Origin of the sequence: Marivirga sp., from assembly GCF_051117495.1 — a bacterium.
GTDB lineage: Bacteria > Bacteroidota > Bacteroidia > Cytophagales > Cyclobacteriaceae > Marivirga.
Map to the genome: position 1 here is coordinate 303540 of NZ_JBNPEF010000004.1, position 16891 is coordinate 320430.

Sequence of the window (16891 nt, forward strand, 5' to 3'; positions counted from 1 at the left end):
ATTGAATTTTATCCACCACTTATCAATTAATCAAGCCTACTAAGTAAATAGTTTTATACAAATGTATAATTAAAAGGTTAATCTACTGATGATTTGAAGTGGAAAAAAGTTTTAGGCTAATCTTAATTTCTCAAGATAGTCATGCGAATAAGGCCTTAGGTTTGATAAAAGATAAATTGATAAGGTAGGGCTAGGTGGCAAAAATTTCGCAATAATTAATTATACTCCTATAATCAAGACTTAAGAAGATTCCAGCATTTTATTACCTTTGCGATCCAAGAGAAAAACATGAAAAAAATAATCAGTTTTATATTAAGAAATGTACCTAGGAAATACATTCAGCTTATTAGTGGCATTAGCTTGAAAATCATTGGCCTGTTCTATAAAGGAGATAATGTTTACTGCCCAATAAACGGAAAAGGCTATAGGAAATTTTTACCTTACGGAAGGGTAAATCCAAGGGAAAATGCTCTATGTCCAGATACGTTATCATTAGAAAGACATCGGTTAATCTGGCTATATTTAAAAGAGAAAACCAATTTCTTCACTACAAAACTAAAAGTTTTACATGTAGCTCCTGAGCAATGTTTTATGAATCATTTCGAAAAATTGCATGGGGATAATTATATAACGGCTGATATAGAATCACCATTAGCAAAGGTGAAAATGGACATTCATGACATCCCTTTTCCTGCCCATACTTTTGACGTGGTATTTTGCAACCATGTAATGGAGCATGTAGAGGATGATATTAAAGCCATGAGCGAGCTACATAGGGTCTTAAAACCAGGGGGCTGGGGCATTTTACAAATCCCCTTTTTTGAACCGATTCCTGAAAAAACTTTTGAAGATAACAGCATTATCGACCCAAAAGAACGGGAAAGAATTTTTGGGCAAGATGACCATGTAAGGCTATATGGAAAAGATTATCCAGAAAGACTGAGGAAAGCAGGGTTCAAGGTAACCGAAGAAAATTACATAAATGAATTACCGGAATACAGGGTTAAAAAATATGCTTTGCCAAAAGGAGAGATAATTTATAGGGTAGGGAAATGATATTCAAATCCAATCTATTTCAATCCCATTGGTTTTGGTTGTTTTAAGTAAGCAAAACTCTCTTTAATAAAACCTAAACCATAAGCAAAGAGCTGGATAAATGAGGTAACTAAGCTTAAACAAGCCACCAAGAAATTATTGGTTTTAATGAAAGCGTCTATACCGATTAGAAAATAATAAATGGCGATCAGTGCTCCGCCCAATTGAAATAATTTCCAATGCCAAAAGGCAGTAGTGAGCCAGAAAAACAAGCCCAAAACAAAGAACAAAGGCAATAAATGCACCAATTTCAATTCACTTTTATAAAACCTAAAAATATTAATCCTACCTCTGCCGAAAAAGAATAGCTGTTTATAGAATTGACCTAACTTTGTTCTCCTTTTATGGTAAACCTTAGCTTTAGGTATCAATCCAGTTTTAAAACCAGCTTTTTCAATTCTGATGCTAAACTCGATATCTTCTCCCATACGAGTGATATTGTACCCCCCTGTTTTTTCAAAAACTTCCTTTGAAATCCCCATATTAAAGCTTCTAGGTCGGAATTTTTCCATTTGCTTTTCGCCACCCCGGATTCCGCCAGTGGTGAAAAAGGAAGTCATGGAATAACTGATGGCTTTTTGCACTATAGTGAAACTTTCCAATGCAGCATCAGGGCCACCAAAAGCATCCAAATGATGCTCATTTAAATAATGATCCACAGTTTCAAAATAATCGCCAGGAATAATGCAATCAGAATCAAATACGATAAAGTAGTCGCCCTTTGCTTTTTCAAACCCGAAATTTCTGCTGAAGCCTTGACCGGAATTTTCTTTATAGAAATACTGAAGATTTAACTGAGAGGAATATGATTTACAGACCTCTTCACACTTGATAGAAGAGCCATCTTCAATGACCAATACTTCAAAATTTTGAAATGTTTGATGAGTCAAGCTTTCCAAAAGTTCTTTAATCTCATCAGGACGGTTATAAATAGGAATAATTACAGAATAAAATCTCATCCTATTCCAATTTCTTCATCTACGATGTAATCAATTTTCCTTGGAGAATTCATAGTGATCATCTCCCCGATAAATCCAGCCAAAAACAATTGGACCCCAACAATTAACGCCACTAAAGCCAAAAAGAACAAGGGTTGGTCTGTTATTTCCCGAACAGGCAAATGGTAGTGGATTTCATAGAATTTCTTACCAATAATGTAAATGGTAACGAAAAAGCCGAATATAAACGAGAGCGTTCCCAAGGCACCAAAAAAATGCATAGGGCTTTTCTTGAATTTGGAAACGAAGGTGATGGAAAGTAAATCTAGAAAACCATAGAGGAACCGCTCCAAGCCATATTTGGTTTCCCCGTATTTTCTAGCTCTGTGTTGCACTACCTTCTCTCCTATTTTCCTAAATCCGTTCCATTTGGCTATTACCGGAATATAGCGGTGCATTTCACCATAAACCTCAATATTTTTCACCACTTTATTTCTATAAGCTTTTAAACCACAGTTAAAATCATGGAGTTTGATCCCTGATATTTTCCGCGTAACTAAATTGAAGAATTTTGAAGGAATGGTCTTGCTTATCGGGTCGTGCCGCTTCTTTTTCCAACCAGAAACGATATCATAGCCTTCCTTTGCGACCATTTCGTATAAAGCCGGAATTTCATCTGGGCTATCTTGCATATCAGCATCCATAGTGATGACTACATCACCCTCCGAAGCCCTAAAGCCTGTGTGAAGTGCGGCTGATTTACCATAATTTCTTGCAAACTTTATCCCTTTTACGGCAAGCTTGTTTGTAGCTAAATCTTGAATAATATTCCATGAATCATCTGAACTTCCATCATCAATCAATAAAATTTCATACGTTAATAATGAATGTTCCCCCATCACTCGCTCAATCCAACCAATTAGCTCAGGAATGGATTCCTCCTCGTTGAATACCGGTATTACGATGCTCAAATTATACTTCATAATCGCTTAGGTTCAGGAGTACGCATAAACAAAGAAACCAAAGGGGTCACTACTATTCCAATAATGATATTATTGAAAGCCAAGCTCCCAATAATCCTGGCATTGGATGATTCTCCGGATTTAAGATATTCTTGATACCCCTCTTCTCCCATCTGATCTACAAGCATTTCCTTGCCCGATATGATTTTTTCAGTTATCATCTGACGGTATTCATCAAAATGATTTGTTTCAAATAGCGTTCCGTCCGCCCACAACACGATAGCATAAAAAGCTGTAAAAAAAAGGGTGTAGAGGATTCCTATTGAAAAGCCTTGCCAAAATCTTAAGCCATCCGGATTGATGTCTCTAAATATTTTAATGCTGAAGAATAGGAAGATAGCCATTAGTGGGCCTATGAAAATGATATTACTGCTGTAAATAACAGGGTTTTTATCAAGAAATACCGAAATGAAGAACATCAGTACCACAAAAAATATGGCAATCAGACTGAATCGTAAAGGGCTTTTAACTAATAAATTCATGATTATGAATGGGTGAATTTTGAATCTAAATATTGATGCTGATGCTTGAAAACTCCCAAAACCTTAGCGGAAAATTCTGTATTCATAAATGGGGAATTATCGCTTTTTGATTGATTACTTTCTGAATCAAACTTCCAGCTTTCAGCTAAAGAAAATAATGTTAGATCAGCCTCTTCACCTTTCTCAATTTTATTTTGATCTTGTTTTAAGATCTTTTTCGGATTGCACTCTATGCAAGAAATAAAAGTTTCAAGATTGATTTCTTTTGATAAGAATTGATGATAAAGCGGAAATAATATTTGTGCACCCATGATGCCGAATTCTGCCAAATCAAATTCCATTTTTTTATGATCTTGGTCGTAAGGCTGATGCCCTGAAACTATCACATCAATAGTGCCATCATTTACACCGGCAATCAAAGCATCAATATCTTTTTGCGTTCTTAATGGAGGCAAGATTTTATAATTCGTATCAAAGGATTCTAAATTTTCATCGTCTAAAATCAAATGGTGGATGTTAACATCGCAGCTAACATTCAATCCTCTTGCTTTTGCCTCTCGGATTAATTCTACGCTTTTGGCACTACTGATACAGCTAAAATGTAGTTTGCCAACTGCATATTGCAGAAGTTCCAAATCTCTATGTATCACTATTTCTTCAGCCAAATGAGGAATTCCCTTTAATCCCAAACCTGTGCTTACTTTTCCTTCATTCATTTGACCAAACAAAGCCAGTTTATGGTCTTGTGGAAAATTTATGAGGATTCCATCAAATTTCTGCAAATATTGTAGAGATTTCACCAGTATATCACTATTCCAGAGTGGTTGAGCACCATCCGTGAAAGCTACAGCTCCAGCATGATTCACATCCAACATCTCGTTTAAATTTTCGCCATCGCAATTAATGGTGACTGCTGAAGAAGGGAGGAATTGACTTACTTGAGACTTATTATGAGATAAAACCGTTTTGATATCCGCTTTATTCTGGATAGTAGGAGTTGTGTTTGGCATTAAAAGTCCAGCACCAAAACCACCACTTTCTAAAACACGAGCTAAACTTTCGAAATCTTCACGGTATTCCTCACCCGGTTCACCGGAAAAAACTCTCATATCCAGCCAAGATGGTGAAGCATAAAGCTCTTTAGCTTCAATTATTTGATCCGCTTCCACTTTTCCAGAAGGATTGATATCTGTAATTTTCCCATTATCCAACAGCAAATCAATTTTTTGATTGTGCCATTGAGAAGCAGGATTGATGATTTTAACAGCTTTGATGTACGTACGCATATCTATTTAAAAAAGCGGATAATTAAAACTTCAGCTAATAAACTCAGCAAAGCTAATACTAAGAAATATTTCCACAAAGGAAAACCTTTTTTGGTTTCTGCTATATATTCATCAATTGATGAAAAATCGTAACCTTCCAATATGGCAACATTTTTTTGATTTTGAAATAACTCTTGCAATTCCGAGCGTGTATAGTATGGGTTTTCACTTTCCGATTTAGGTAAATTCAAAGCTAATTTCGCAATGGTTTTCTCTGTTTTAGTATTAATGATATCATAATAACCATTTTTAATATCCTCTTGAGGTAAAATTAACCTCAATTGATTTCCGCTTATCCTTTGGTCAGGTATTAACTCTTGCTCACCTTGTTTTAATTTGAAAATATCTCCTGATGATAAATCCGGGATATTGATTTCAATCACTTCATCATTTAAATAATAATATTGCGCTTGATTTTCCTTCTTACCAGAAAATGCAATTTTATATAATATAGGAAGAAATAAACCATGCCTAGTAAAGTTGGTATAATCTTCATTCAATGGTACGGAGAAAGCATAAACATTATCTTCTATTCCGCCTAGGCCTAAAAATGGATAAGTATTGACAAAGGAGAGAATATTTTGACCACTTGACCACTTCATGAACAATTTAGATTCTGGCATGCTTAGATTCCCTTCCATAGAACTAAAAATATTTTTAAAAAATGGGTTTTGAACATCAGGGGTCTCTAATCGGACCGTATTTTGATTGGATTGATTGGTAAACCCAACATCTGTAAATCCTAGATCTTCAAGAAAAGAGAATTGGTCAAAATCATTTTCAGGAATAATGACCAAGTTATTGCCTCCGGAGGCATAGGTCTTTAAAGCAGATGATGCAAAATTATTGAGATCATCTCCCAGATGAACCAAAACTAAATCGAACTCATCTAATTCTTGAAAAGAAAAATTATTTAATAATTCAGTTTGCAATTCAAATAATTCTTTATTTTCAAATACCGTATTGATGAGCTTATTTTGCTGATTAGACGATAAAGATAAGACCTTCAAGCGCTCTTGGTTAGAGATAGTGAAAAAGAATTCATTGTCAAATTCAATTTGGTCGCCATCCAAAGTAATTTGAAAAATTCTTGAACTACCGTCAGAAAAACGCTCAATCGGGAAATCCAGAATTATAATTCCATTTTCCTCTAATTCTAATTGCTGGGTTCCTACTAACTGATTATTATTATTCAAGGAAACGTTCACTTCTTCACTGTTTCCAATCGCAATTATTCTTATATTTAAATTGATCTTTTCTCCATTTGTCGCATTTTGTGCTATCCATACTGAATCGACCATTAAATTATTGGGAGCTCGTAAATACGGGGGCATGAAAACGAATGCTTTGCTGGAGTCTTGAAAAAAATCCAAGTTTTTATCTATTATCGGTTTTTGAAAATCACTTAATAGAAGAATTTTCTCAGCATCTTCATTCTCCTCTAAAATTTTATTAAAGCTTAAATTGGCTTTACTTTCTTGTATGTCAATATCTCCATAAGGCTCCACAAGCTGAGCGGACTGGTTAAGCACTTTGAGGTCTTGAGGATATTTTTCATATAATTTATTCACAAAACTCATATTCTCCTCAACTATCGAATTTGCCTTACCTTCAGCAAAGTTTAAATTAGAGGGAGTTTTGTCTAAAACTATCAAATTTACTTCCGATTGCATGGCTTCGCTTTCCCAAAAGGGTTTGGCCATACTTAATACTAAAAATATGATCAGTAATATTCTGGTCAGTAAAATTAATAAGTGTTTAAGCTTTCTACTTCGCTTTTCTTCCTCATTCACAGCACTTAAGAAATAAGTGTTGCTAAACTTGAGGGTTTTATAACGCCTGAACTGAAACAGGTGAATCAGTATAGGAATTAAAATCAAAAATAAAAGCCAGAAAGCATTGGGATTGGTATAATTCATACAAGAGGCAAATTAGTGCAATAGATGAAAGTAATCAATACTTTATGGCAATATTTAGCCCATTGATCAATAAATAAAGCTAATCCAAAAGATAATTTTAAATTATTAGCGAAAATTGTATTAAATTATTTAAAATTGTCGGTTGTACAGCTTAATCAACTCTATTTTTTGATTAATTTGATACAAGATTTTTAAAACTATACTATATGGAAATGAATTTACTCAAAAAAACTATCTTACTCTTATGCCTAATGCTGGGAATGGCATGGCAAAGTAATGCACAGAGCACAAGGATTTCAGGAACTGTTTTAGATGACGACAGCAAGATACCACTAATCGGAGTGAATGTAGTGGTGAAAGGAAAGGTTTTGGGAACCACCACTGATTTTGACGGGAACTTTGATTTTAGTGTTAACCTCCCAACCCCTATCACACTTCAATTCAGTATGGTGGGATATCAAACCGAGGAATACACTATTGATGCAAACAATAGTGCTACTGACATAAAAATTTCGATGAAAGAAGAAACCTTGATGGGCCAAGAAGTAGTGGTTTCAGCCTCAAGGGTGGAAGAAAGCATCCTTCAATCTCCAGTTTCCATCGAGAAAATGGACATACTTTCCATACAACAAACTCCAGCGGACAATTACTACAAATCCATAGGTTATTTAAAAGGAGTTGATGTTACGCAAAGTAGTATCAACTTTCAGATTGTGAATGCCAGAGGTTTTAATTCAACCGGTAATACGCGATTCGTTCAGTTAACTGATGGAATGGATACGCAGGCACCGGCATTGAACTTTCCTATAGGTAACTTAAACGGGCCATCTGAATTGGACGTTGAGAGTGTTGAATTCATTCCGGGTGCTCAATCTGCTCTATACGGACCCAATGCTTTTAATGGTATTATGAGAGTAACCAGTAAATCTGCTTTTGAATATCAAGGATTTAGCTTTTTTGCAAAAACAGGCGTGAACCATTTAGGCGCTGATACAGAAGCAGGAGCTCCAAGTGCTCCTCAACCGATGTATGAGGCATCATTCCGTTATGCAAAATCTTTATTTAATGACCGTTTTGCCTTTAAAGTGAATGGTAGTTATATGAGAGCAGAAGATTGGTATGCAACAAATTACGATGCGGACAGAAACGCTGGTTTACAGCCTGACAATCTAGATTTTAACCCTGGAAAAGATGCGCCCAACTTAATGGGAGATGAGGCGGCTGTAAACCTTGCCATACTATCTCTTTCTGACGCTTGGGGTACCTTAGCAGGCCAGTTAAGCAACAACTCTCAAATTCAGAGAGATAATCTAATTATGAAAGGTGTTCCAGCCAATAGTTTCGTACAAAATGGATTTTTACCCAATCAATTAGTTTCAGCTACACCTTTTGAGGAACATCAATTGATTGATTATGGTGCGGAAAACTACAAAGCAAATGTAGGCCTTTATTATAGATTGACTGATAATATAGAAGCTAGCTATCTTTGGAATGCCGGCTATGGAACTAGTATATACACAGGAGCTCAGCGATATAGCTTGAAGAATTTTGGAATACAGCAACACAGATTACAGTTTGAAGGAACCAATTGGTTTATAAGAGGATATGCCACTTTGGAAAACTCAGGTGATTCCTACATTACAGAATTTTACGCAAAAAGAGTTTTGGATTTAAGTGTTGCCAATAGCCCCGTAGGCGTTTTCTCTCAAGATGTTTCTGGCTGGCTTGGAACTTATGCTTATAATTATTTAGCATCTCTATATGATCAAGGGATTGACCCAGAAAACAACTCAGTTGCTGATGTAACTCCAGCCATTCAACGAAACGCATTTAATTATGCAAGGTCAACCACAGAGGCATTTTTTGACGTGGATTTTGATTCCGAGGATGGCCAAAGAATTTTGCAAGAAGCGTCTGAAGGTACCGTTCCAAATGGACCAAAGTTTAATGACCAAACGAGAATGTACCATGCCGAAGCTCAATACGATTTTAGTGACCAAATTGAATTTATGGATTTATTGGTAGGGGCTAGTTTTCGTCAATATGATTTAAGATCAAATGGAACGATTTTCCCTGACAGTCCTGAAAACCCTATCACTATTAATGAAATGGGTGGATTTGTCCAAGCTTCAAAAAGGGTTTTGGAAGACAAATTGAAATTAATAGGATCCATTAGAGCAGATAAAAACGAGAATTTTAATGCTGTTTTTAGTCCAAGACTTTCAGGGGTTTTAACGTTTAATAAAACTCATAATATCAGAGCTTCATTTCAAACAGGTTTTAGAAACCCTACCACTCAAGGACAATATATTAATTTAGATATTATTTCCAGTAGATTATTAGGTGGATTACCGGGGAATCTAGAGGAGTACGAAATTGGTACAAATCCCAATATTTACACCATTGAGTCAGTAAATGGGTTTGCAGCAGATGTTTTTGCCGCCACTCCTCAAGAAAGAGCTGATCCAAATTTTATTCCTAATGCCGCTCAACAATTAGTGGCAGTGGAAAATTTTGATCCAGTGGCCCCTGAGCAAGTACAATCTATTGAAGTGGGATACAAAAGCGTAGTCAATAACAAATTGATGATGGATTTTGTGGGATATTTTAATACCTATAATGATTTTATAGTACAGCAAAGAATGAGAAGAGCCGGTTTAAATCCTGATGGAACACCTAATCCGCTAACGCTATTGAATGGAACAGCTGATAATACTTTCCAAGTATATACTAATGCTGATGAACAAATAAGTGCCTATGGTTTTGCTGGAGAGTTAAACTATAGTTTACCTAAGAAATACACAGTAGGTGTTAATTATAACTACAACCAAATCAACACACAAAATGCAAGTGATGATTTTGTATTTGGTTTTAATACGCCAGAGCACAAATTCAATGTAAAATTTGGCAATAGGAAATTGACGGATAAATTAGGATTTAACATCGTTTATAGATGGCAATCAGAATTCTTCTGGGAATCTTCATTTGGAGACGGTATAATTCCGGCATTTGGAACTGCTGATGCTCAGGTTTCATACAAGTTACCATCTAAAATGATGCTGAAAGTTGGGGGGTCAAATTTATTTAACCAGTACTATGTGCAAAGTTTTGGGGCTCCTAGAATTGGGGGAATCTACTATGTTTCTATAACATTTGACCAGTTAATGAATTAATCAATCTAAAAATATATCATTCAGTTTTAAAGGTGATTAAGGAATTGGTCACCTTTTTTTGTTTCTACTCCTAACGAAAATTGATATTAAAACCTCCTCATTACAGATTACAAAATGCACTTCATATAAATATTCTATTCATAGAGATAGTATTTGCGAGATAAAGACACCAGCCCCCCATGTTTAGGTGTTTTCACCTTAACTACTTGCTATTTTGGCCATTTTTAACCCACGGAAACTTTCAATTGAAACCACCTGAAAGCCGAGGCGCATCTATTTTGCTTTTATCACCACAAAACCTGACATGTTTGTTATAAAATGTAGGCTTAAATAGATAATACCGTGGATGAACTACTTTTATATCCAAGCTGTGAATATTTATTTTAGGAATAAGATTCAATGTAAGAAAATTGCAGATAGAAGTTTCGGACATTTTCATGTCAGGCAAATGATTAAAAGAATATCAAGAAATCAAAAAATAATATCTAACAGTATATAAATATGATAAGGTGCAGCCCGTCTAATAACCTTAAGCTTACTTACTTTAAGATTTATTCGAACCCTGATAGTGATAATGATGCATGAAAGTATTAGATGCTACAGTTTAGATGTAAAGCATCATAGAAATTTAGCCATGATCATTTACAAAAAAGGCATAAAAAAAGACCATCAGATGATGGCCTTTTTAAAATTATTTGAAAATATTATTAGTTTCCAGCAACCTGAACTTTCACTTCAATAGTGATAGTACCATTGCCATTAGTATCATCAATTTCAACTACTCTTATCAATCCAACATAAGCGCCTCTATCAGCATCTAAAGTGAAAGCTACTACGCTTCCTTCTTGAAGATTTATTGCAGATGAATTAGTATTGTTTTCAGAACTAGCGGCCATTTCTAACTGACTATTTAATAAAATTCCTCCAAATTCTGTAAGTCCTAAATCAGTTACTCTGAATTTGGTAGAGTTTCTAGTTCCAAATATACCTTCAATTGGTAAACCTACTGCTGTATAAACTGCGTTCAATCCATCATCATCGATAGCAGCCAAAGTTGCTTGATTGTTTGCTCCAAAATAATAAGCTAAATCTACTGGAGAACCCTCTACACCAGAAGCATCTCTAGCATCGGCATAAGAATATCTAACATTACCAAAAGCATCATAAAAACCTTCTGCCTCATTACCTTGACCACCTAATAAAACGGTAGTGTATGTATTAACACTTGAAACTACGCCAGCCACTGCATGAACTCTTCCGTTCTCAGAAGTAATATCTGGAGAAACCACTGGTGCACCACCTATAGCTAAAGTTTCATTTTCTTGGAATACTGTTGGCGCAACCTGAACATTTGTCTGTGCAAAAGTTGTAAGTGTATTTTCTCCTTGAGCTAAGCCTCCACCAATTGCTTCAGCAGATAAATCACCAGCGACCACATGAGTAAGGATAATTCCATACCATTGCTCTGCGGTAAATGTCTCTAAAGTAATACCTGCTGCTTCAAAAACTTGATTGATTGGAGCAAAAACAGTAATATCATCATCACCGGCCAAAACTTCGGTCAATAATGGGGCACCTTCAGTGCTTGCAGCATAAGTATCAGCTTTAGTGATTGCGGCCGCTAATGTACTGAAGTCTGCTCCTAGAAGGATTGTTTGTGATACTTTACCTAAGTTTGCACCAATTGTCGCAAAAATAGTTGGTGGAATTAATATGGTTTCCACAACATGCACCACTCCATTTGTAGCTAAGATTTCATCTCCAACAAATTCTACATCTGTGTCAGAACCACCAGTAGCAATATTACCATTTGCATTAAATGAAATATTTTCACCTTGTAATGTAGCTAATTCAGTATCTTCACTGAAAGATTCTCTCAACTCTACAGAAGCAACAGCGTGAAAACGTAGAACAGCCCCAATAACTGCTGGGCTTACTTGGTTAAGATCGTCCACTCCAAGAGTTACTCTCAATTTTTCAAATGCTGCATCATTTGGAGCAAATAAAGTTAAATTATTTCCACCTAATGCGCTTGCTAAATCCTCATCTGCATTCACAAATGCTTCTAATTGAGTATGAGTTTCACTTGATGCTACAACTTCTAATATTGAATTTTCTGGTTCAGGCTGAGGATCTTCTGGATCATCACCGTCACATGCCGTAAACATAAAAGCCGACATTACTACAAAAAGCATCGCTAATAAGCTGCTTGTTGATTTTAAAAATAGATTTTTCTTCTTCATAATAGTTTTAATTTGTTTAATAGTTGTGAAAATAGGTATTTAAACCTCATTCTTAAAATATTGTTGCAATTATTTGTTATGCATAACGACTAAATTACACAATAAATATATTGCAAGCTATCATTAGACACTATATTCATTAAGAAAGTTGGGATAATTAAGAAAATAATTTTATTTAAAGTTAAGGAGCCGATTGTTTTAGGATAAGAAGGCCTCCCTCAAAAATTTGTTAATTATAAAAGTCTAAATTGGTAGGTTGAAATCAAACCTGTCAGGTTTATACTTGATGTTAATGATGGAAATACTATCAGTTTTACCACTATTAATCCTAGAAACCTGACAGGTTTTGATACTATTTTTCTATTTCAAATATCTTTCTAAATAATTGATATAATTATTCATTAAAAGCAAATAGCTAGGGAAATTGTAAGCTACTCCATGTGCTCCCGGAGGAAAAATCTTTAAATCATGGTCTTTTCCATTATCAATTAAAGCTTTCACTAATTGAAATGTATTTTGAACATGTACATTTTCATCCATAGTGCTATGGGCTATAAACATATGACCTTTTAAATTTTGGGCATAAGTTGTAGGGGCAGAATTGATATAGCCCTCTTCATTATCTTCCTCCAATCCCATGTATCGCTCCGCATAAATACTATCATATAGTCTCCAATCCGTTACAGGCGCCCCTACAAGAGCCACTTTAAAAACTTCAGGGTGATTTAAAATAGAAAAACTGCTCATATAACCACCGTAACTATGTCCTCTGATAGCGATTCTATTTCTATCAACAAATCCCAACTTGACCATATGTCTTGCTGCATCTGCAAAATCTCGCGCTTCGTTATGCCCCAATCTTTTATAAACCATCTTTTCAAACTCACGGCCATATCCACCTCCGCCTCTATTGTTTACCTGAATCACTACATATCCATTATGCAATAAATACTGATGCCAAGCACTTACACTCCATTGATTATAAACTGACTGTGCACCAGGACCACCGTAAACATCCAAGACCATTGGGTATTTTTTGGAAGCATCAAAACCTATTGGTTTATAAATAGAGATATCAATTTTATCACCATGTCTGTTATCAAAACTTGACAATTCAGGCTTTGAAAATGCTATCGTTCCTAATGCTTCATTAACCTCCTTATTTTCTTCCAACATTTTCACCAACTTCCCGGTAGCATCTCGCAATTCGACCTTAGTAGGTGTATTTATATTAGAATATCTATCTACAAAATAGGTTGCTTCAGGTGCCATATCAATATTATGGCGGCCTTCCATTTCTGTGACTTTCTTCTTCCCTTTCCCATTAAAATTCACTACATAAAGCTGTCTTTCCAATGGGGAATCTTCCGTAGAACTATAATAAATCTTCTTCTTTTTGCTATCTATTGCATGTACATAAACCACTTCCCACTCACCTTCCGTTAGTTGATTTTGCAATTCGCCTTCATAGTCATAACGGTACAAATGGGCATAGCCGTCTTTATCTGAAATCCAGAAAAACTCATCACTATCTTTAGGGAAAAATGCATAATGCATAATCCCTGCAAAGAAATCAAACACATCAATCCATGCATCAGAAGATTCTTCCATGATCATGTTGGCTTCCCCTGTTTTGGCATCAGCCATATACATTTTCATATGAGTTTGTGCCCTATTCAAATGCATTACGGCCAATTTAGCCTTTTCAGCTGTCCAGTAAATTCTTGGGATATAGCCTTCTTCCAAAGGAACCTGCATCCATTCCTTAGATTTTTCTGATACATTGATTACACCAATTCTTACTGTTGGGTTAGTATCACCTACTTGCGGATATGGCACTTCGATCCATTCTTTGTGAGTACCTTGATAATCTGTCATTTGAAAAATCGGGACTTCTCTCTCATCTGACTGCCAGAAAGCGATATATTCACTGTCATGCGACCATTCCCACGCTTGCGCCAATCCAAATTCTTCCTCATAAGCCCAACCAAAACGGCCATTGTAAAAACCATCTTCTGCATCATTGGTCAATTGAGTTTCTTGTTTGGAAGCCAAATCGAAGACAAATAGATTACCGCCTCTTTCAAAGCCAACTTTTTTCCCATTGGGTGATAATTCTGCTGTTTGAGCATCTTTAGCTACCAAATCCAAGGTTTTATCCTCGATAGAGTAATAGTAATAATCGGATATACCAGACCTTCTCCAAACAGGTCGGAAATTGGTTTGAAAAAGCAGATATTTGGAATCATCAGACCATTGGAAAGAAACATATTGAAATGGATCCTCCGAACCTGGCACCTTAAGGCCTTCAGTAGAAAAAATTAATTTTTCCTCATCACTTTTTGGGTTGTAGGATTTGATCAATTGAGCGCCATTTTCTCCTCTTTCGGTAAATGAATAGGCTTCACCATCATCAATCCAATTAATATTACTTGGGCCGGAATTACCGCCAAGTGGCCGAAGACCAGCCATTGCTTCTTGGAAGCTACTAAATGTCTGCTTTTCTTGTGCTTGAACTGAAAAGCACCAAACTAGTAAAAGCAAGCTAAAAAACTGCGAAAATCGTTTCCTTATCATAATTGTTTAATTTCACTATTAATAATTGCGCTTGAATTTAAGAAAAAGGAATGGAATTATTATAGTTGGAAGTTAGAAGATGGAAGTCAGAAGTTGAGTAATTGTCGATTGTCGATCCCTAAATAGCATTGACTGTTTTGTAAACTGTCTATTGTCGACTGTTTACTGAGCTATAGTTCATGTCGCTTTTTAATCACCCTCAATTTCCAATAGCCCATTTTATAATAAGCAAAAGCTAAAATGGCCGCCAAAAAGTTTGAGATCGGGAATGACCACCAAATCCCTTCAAATCCTAAAGAAGTTTTATTGGAAAGCATAAAAGCAACCGGAAAGCGGACAATCCATAAGCTGAAAATAGAGATTAACATAGAGGCTTGGGTAAATCCGGCTCCATTGAAAACACCATTCAATATTTGTTGAACTCCCAGCAATCCGAAACTGGGTGCCATAATTTTAATGAATAAAGCTCCATTTTTTATAACGGTTGGGTCATTAGGAATGAAGAAGGCCGTAATAGGCTCTGCAAAAATGAAGAGTAATAATCCAATGGCTGTTAAGCCCCAAAAACCAATTTTATTACTTAAATCACCAATTTTTTCTGCTCGCTTAATTTTATTGGCTCCAATATTTTGTCCTACTAAACTTGTGGTGGCAATGGCAAAACCCAAAGCCGGAACTACTACCAAACTTAAGATTCTGGCACCCACTCCATAAGCAGCCACCACTTCACTACCAAAACTGGTTACCAGCATGATCATAAAGGTCATGCCCGCGGCACGGCTTGATTGATCCAAACTAGAGGGAATACCTAATTCAAAAAGCTTTTTCACCCATGGGAAATCCCATTTCATGTGAGTAAACTTAATTTTGATTCCTCTCTTTCCTTTAAAAAGAATGACCATCCCTATAAAAGCAGAAATGCCTTGGGTAAATACACTAGCAACAGCAGCTCCTGCAACCCCGTACCCTTCAATTGGTCCCCATCCAAAAATAAAGAGGGGGTCTAAAACAAGATTGAGTAACACCGTACCTAAAATGATGAACATAGGCAGGTAAACATTGCCAATGCCACGCATTAAAGACTGAAAAACGAAATACATGAACAGGAATACAAATCCAAAAGAAGAAACTTGGAAATAGCTGATGGAATCTCTTAAGATTTCAGGTCCTGCACCTACAATTTTCATTAAGGGCTCGGCAGAAAAATAACCTACAGCTGCTAAAAGAATAGAAATGAAAAATATGACCATCACGGTTTGTGAGGATGCATAATTGACTTTCCCTTGATTTTCAGCACCTTTATGTTGGGAAACCATTACAGTTCCTGCTAGTGTTAAACCACCACCTAAAGCCAAAACCAGAAACAGAATAGGGAAACTTAAACTCACAGCCGCCACTGCATTCGCTCCTAATCTACCCAGCCAAAAAGTATCGATTAATTGATAAGCTGTTTGTAACACATTGGCCATGATGATAGGAAATGCCAAGCTTACTAAAGAATTTAAGATTTTACCTTCCGTGTATTTCTTGGATTTAGCCATCCTCAAAGATACGGCATTTCAAATTATGGGTTTATATAACAATTGTAGTTTTGAACAGGACTATCAATATGAATTAGGATTTCAACAATTCCATTTAATCATAGTTATTAATCTTACTTTGTCAAATTTAATAACGATAAAAAAAATCACCTCCTTTAAGGTGTTTTCACCTTAAAGTTTCTGTGAGATATAATTTGAAAAGAAGGTAGTTGTTTAGGTGAAAGCAAACACCTAAACAGGGGAATTATATAAAGACCAGTCAGATTTGATCCAAGGCATCAAAAATAAAATAGTAGGATTAACATAAAAAAGATATGAGGGAATACGAAGTATTTTATAAAGATGGGACAACGGTAAATTGCAATGCCGCAGATAAAAAAGATTTGGTAAATCAATTATTTAATGGTGAAGAAAAAGCGCTAATCAACAAAGTAAAATTATTGAAATGGAGCACAGGCACTATGGTCTATACCCAAGATCCTGCTGAGGAAAAAATAAACGCTGAAATTACCACTGCAGATGCCAACCCTTATGGCTGGAGAAATGAAAGTGGATTGAAAAGATAGTACTGATTTA

At 35.7% G+C, this 16891-nt stretch carries 11 protein-coding genes; 3 read left to right on the plus strand and 8 right to left on the minus strand.

Features of this window, described 5'->3' with window-relative positions:
* The first annotated feature begins 288 nt into the window (after window positions 1-288).
* Window positions 289-1056: a class I SAM-dependent methyltransferase gene (locus ACFE0M_RS02505; RefSeq protein ID WP_434544156.1), complete on the plus strand. Its 768-nt coding sequence runs from the start codon at window positions 289-291 to the stop codon at window positions 1054-1056.
* A gap of 14 nt (window positions 1057-1070) precedes the next feature.
* Here the strand turns inward: ACFE0M_RS02505 and ACFE0M_RS02510 are convergent, their stop codons facing one another.
* From ACFE0M_RS02510 to ACFE0M_RS02530, 5 genes are read right to left on the minus strand one after another with little or no spacing between them, the layout of a single operon-like run.
* The gene (locus tag ACFE0M_RS02510; RefSeq protein ID WP_434544157.1) at window positions 1071-2054 is read right to left on the minus strand and encodes a glycosyltransferase; all 984 of its coding nucleotides are present in this window, start codon (window positions 2052-2054) and stop codon (window positions 1071-1073) included.
* A complete protein-coding gene (locus ACFE0M_RS02515) occupies window positions 2051-3016 on the minus strand; it encodes a glycosyltransferase family 2 protein (protein ID WP_434544158.1) in 966 nt (321 codons plus the stop codon). The genes ACFE0M_RS02510 and ACFE0M_RS02515 overlap by 4 nt, the downstream gene beginning before the upstream one ends.
* A complete protein-coding gene (locus tag ACFE0M_RS02520) occupies window positions 3013-3537 on the minus strand; it encodes a DUF4199 domain-containing protein (protein WP_434544159.1) in 525 nt (174 codons plus the stop codon). Before ACFE0M_RS02520 ends, ACFE0M_RS02515 begins: the two co-directional genes overlap by 4 nt.
* A gap of 2 nt (window positions 3538-3539) precedes the next feature.
* Entirely contained in the window at window positions 3540-4823 is a 1284-nt protein-coding gene (locus ACFE0M_RS02525) for a dihydroorotase (RefSeq protein WP_434544160.1), read from the minus strand.
* A 2-nt stretch (window positions 4824-4825) separates the two neighbouring features.
* The gene (locus tag ACFE0M_RS02530) at window positions 4826-6781 is read right to left on the minus strand and encodes a BatA domain-containing protein (protein WP_434544161.1); all 1956 of its coding nucleotides are present in this window, start codon (window positions 6779-6781) and stop codon (window positions 4826-4828) included.
* A 206-nt stretch (window positions 6782-6987) separates the two neighbouring features.
* On the opposite strand from ACFE0M_RS02530, the gene ACFE0M_RS02535 reads away from it, so the two are divergent.
* Complete coding sequence (locus ACFE0M_RS02535; RefSeq protein ID WP_434544162.1) at window positions 6988-9954, plus strand: TonB-dependent receptor; 2967 nt, start codon at window positions 6988-6990, stop codon at window positions 9952-9954.
* A gap of 707 nt (window positions 9955-10661) precedes the next feature.
* Here the strand turns inward: ACFE0M_RS02535 and ACFE0M_RS02540 are convergent.
* The 3 genes from ACFE0M_RS02540 to ACFE0M_RS02550 all read right to left on the minus strand — a co-directional run bounded on the left by ACFE0M_RS02540 (window position 10662) and on the right by ACFE0M_RS02550 (window position 16315).
* On the minus strand, window positions 10662-12197 hold the full coding sequence (locus tag ACFE0M_RS02540; protein WP_434544163.1) for a fasciclin domain-containing protein: 1536 nt from the start codon (window positions 12195-12197) through the stop codon (window positions 10662-10664).
* Window positions 12198-12557: 360 nt separating this feature from the next.
* Window positions 12558-14774 (minus strand): S9 family peptidase, encoded by a 2217-nt coding sequence (locus ACFE0M_RS02545; RefSeq protein WP_434544164.1) that lies wholly within the window; start codon window positions 14772-14774, stop codon window positions 12558-12560.
* A 170-nt stretch (window positions 14775-14944) separates the two neighbouring features.
* Window positions 14945-16315, minus strand: a complete 1371-nt coding sequence (locus ACFE0M_RS02550) for an MATE family efflux transporter (protein WP_434544165.1) — start codon at window positions 16313-16315, stop codon at window positions 14945-14947.
* A 314-nt stretch (window positions 16316-16629) separates the two neighbouring features.
* On the opposite strand from ACFE0M_RS02550, the gene ACFE0M_RS02555 reads away from it, so the two are divergent.
* The gene (locus tag ACFE0M_RS02555; protein ID WP_434544166.1) at window positions 16630-16881 is read left to right on the plus strand and encodes a hypothetical protein; all 252 of its coding nucleotides are present in this window, start codon (window positions 16630-16632) and stop codon (window positions 16879-16881) included.
* The last annotated feature ends 10 nt before the right edge of the window (window positions 16882-16891 follow it).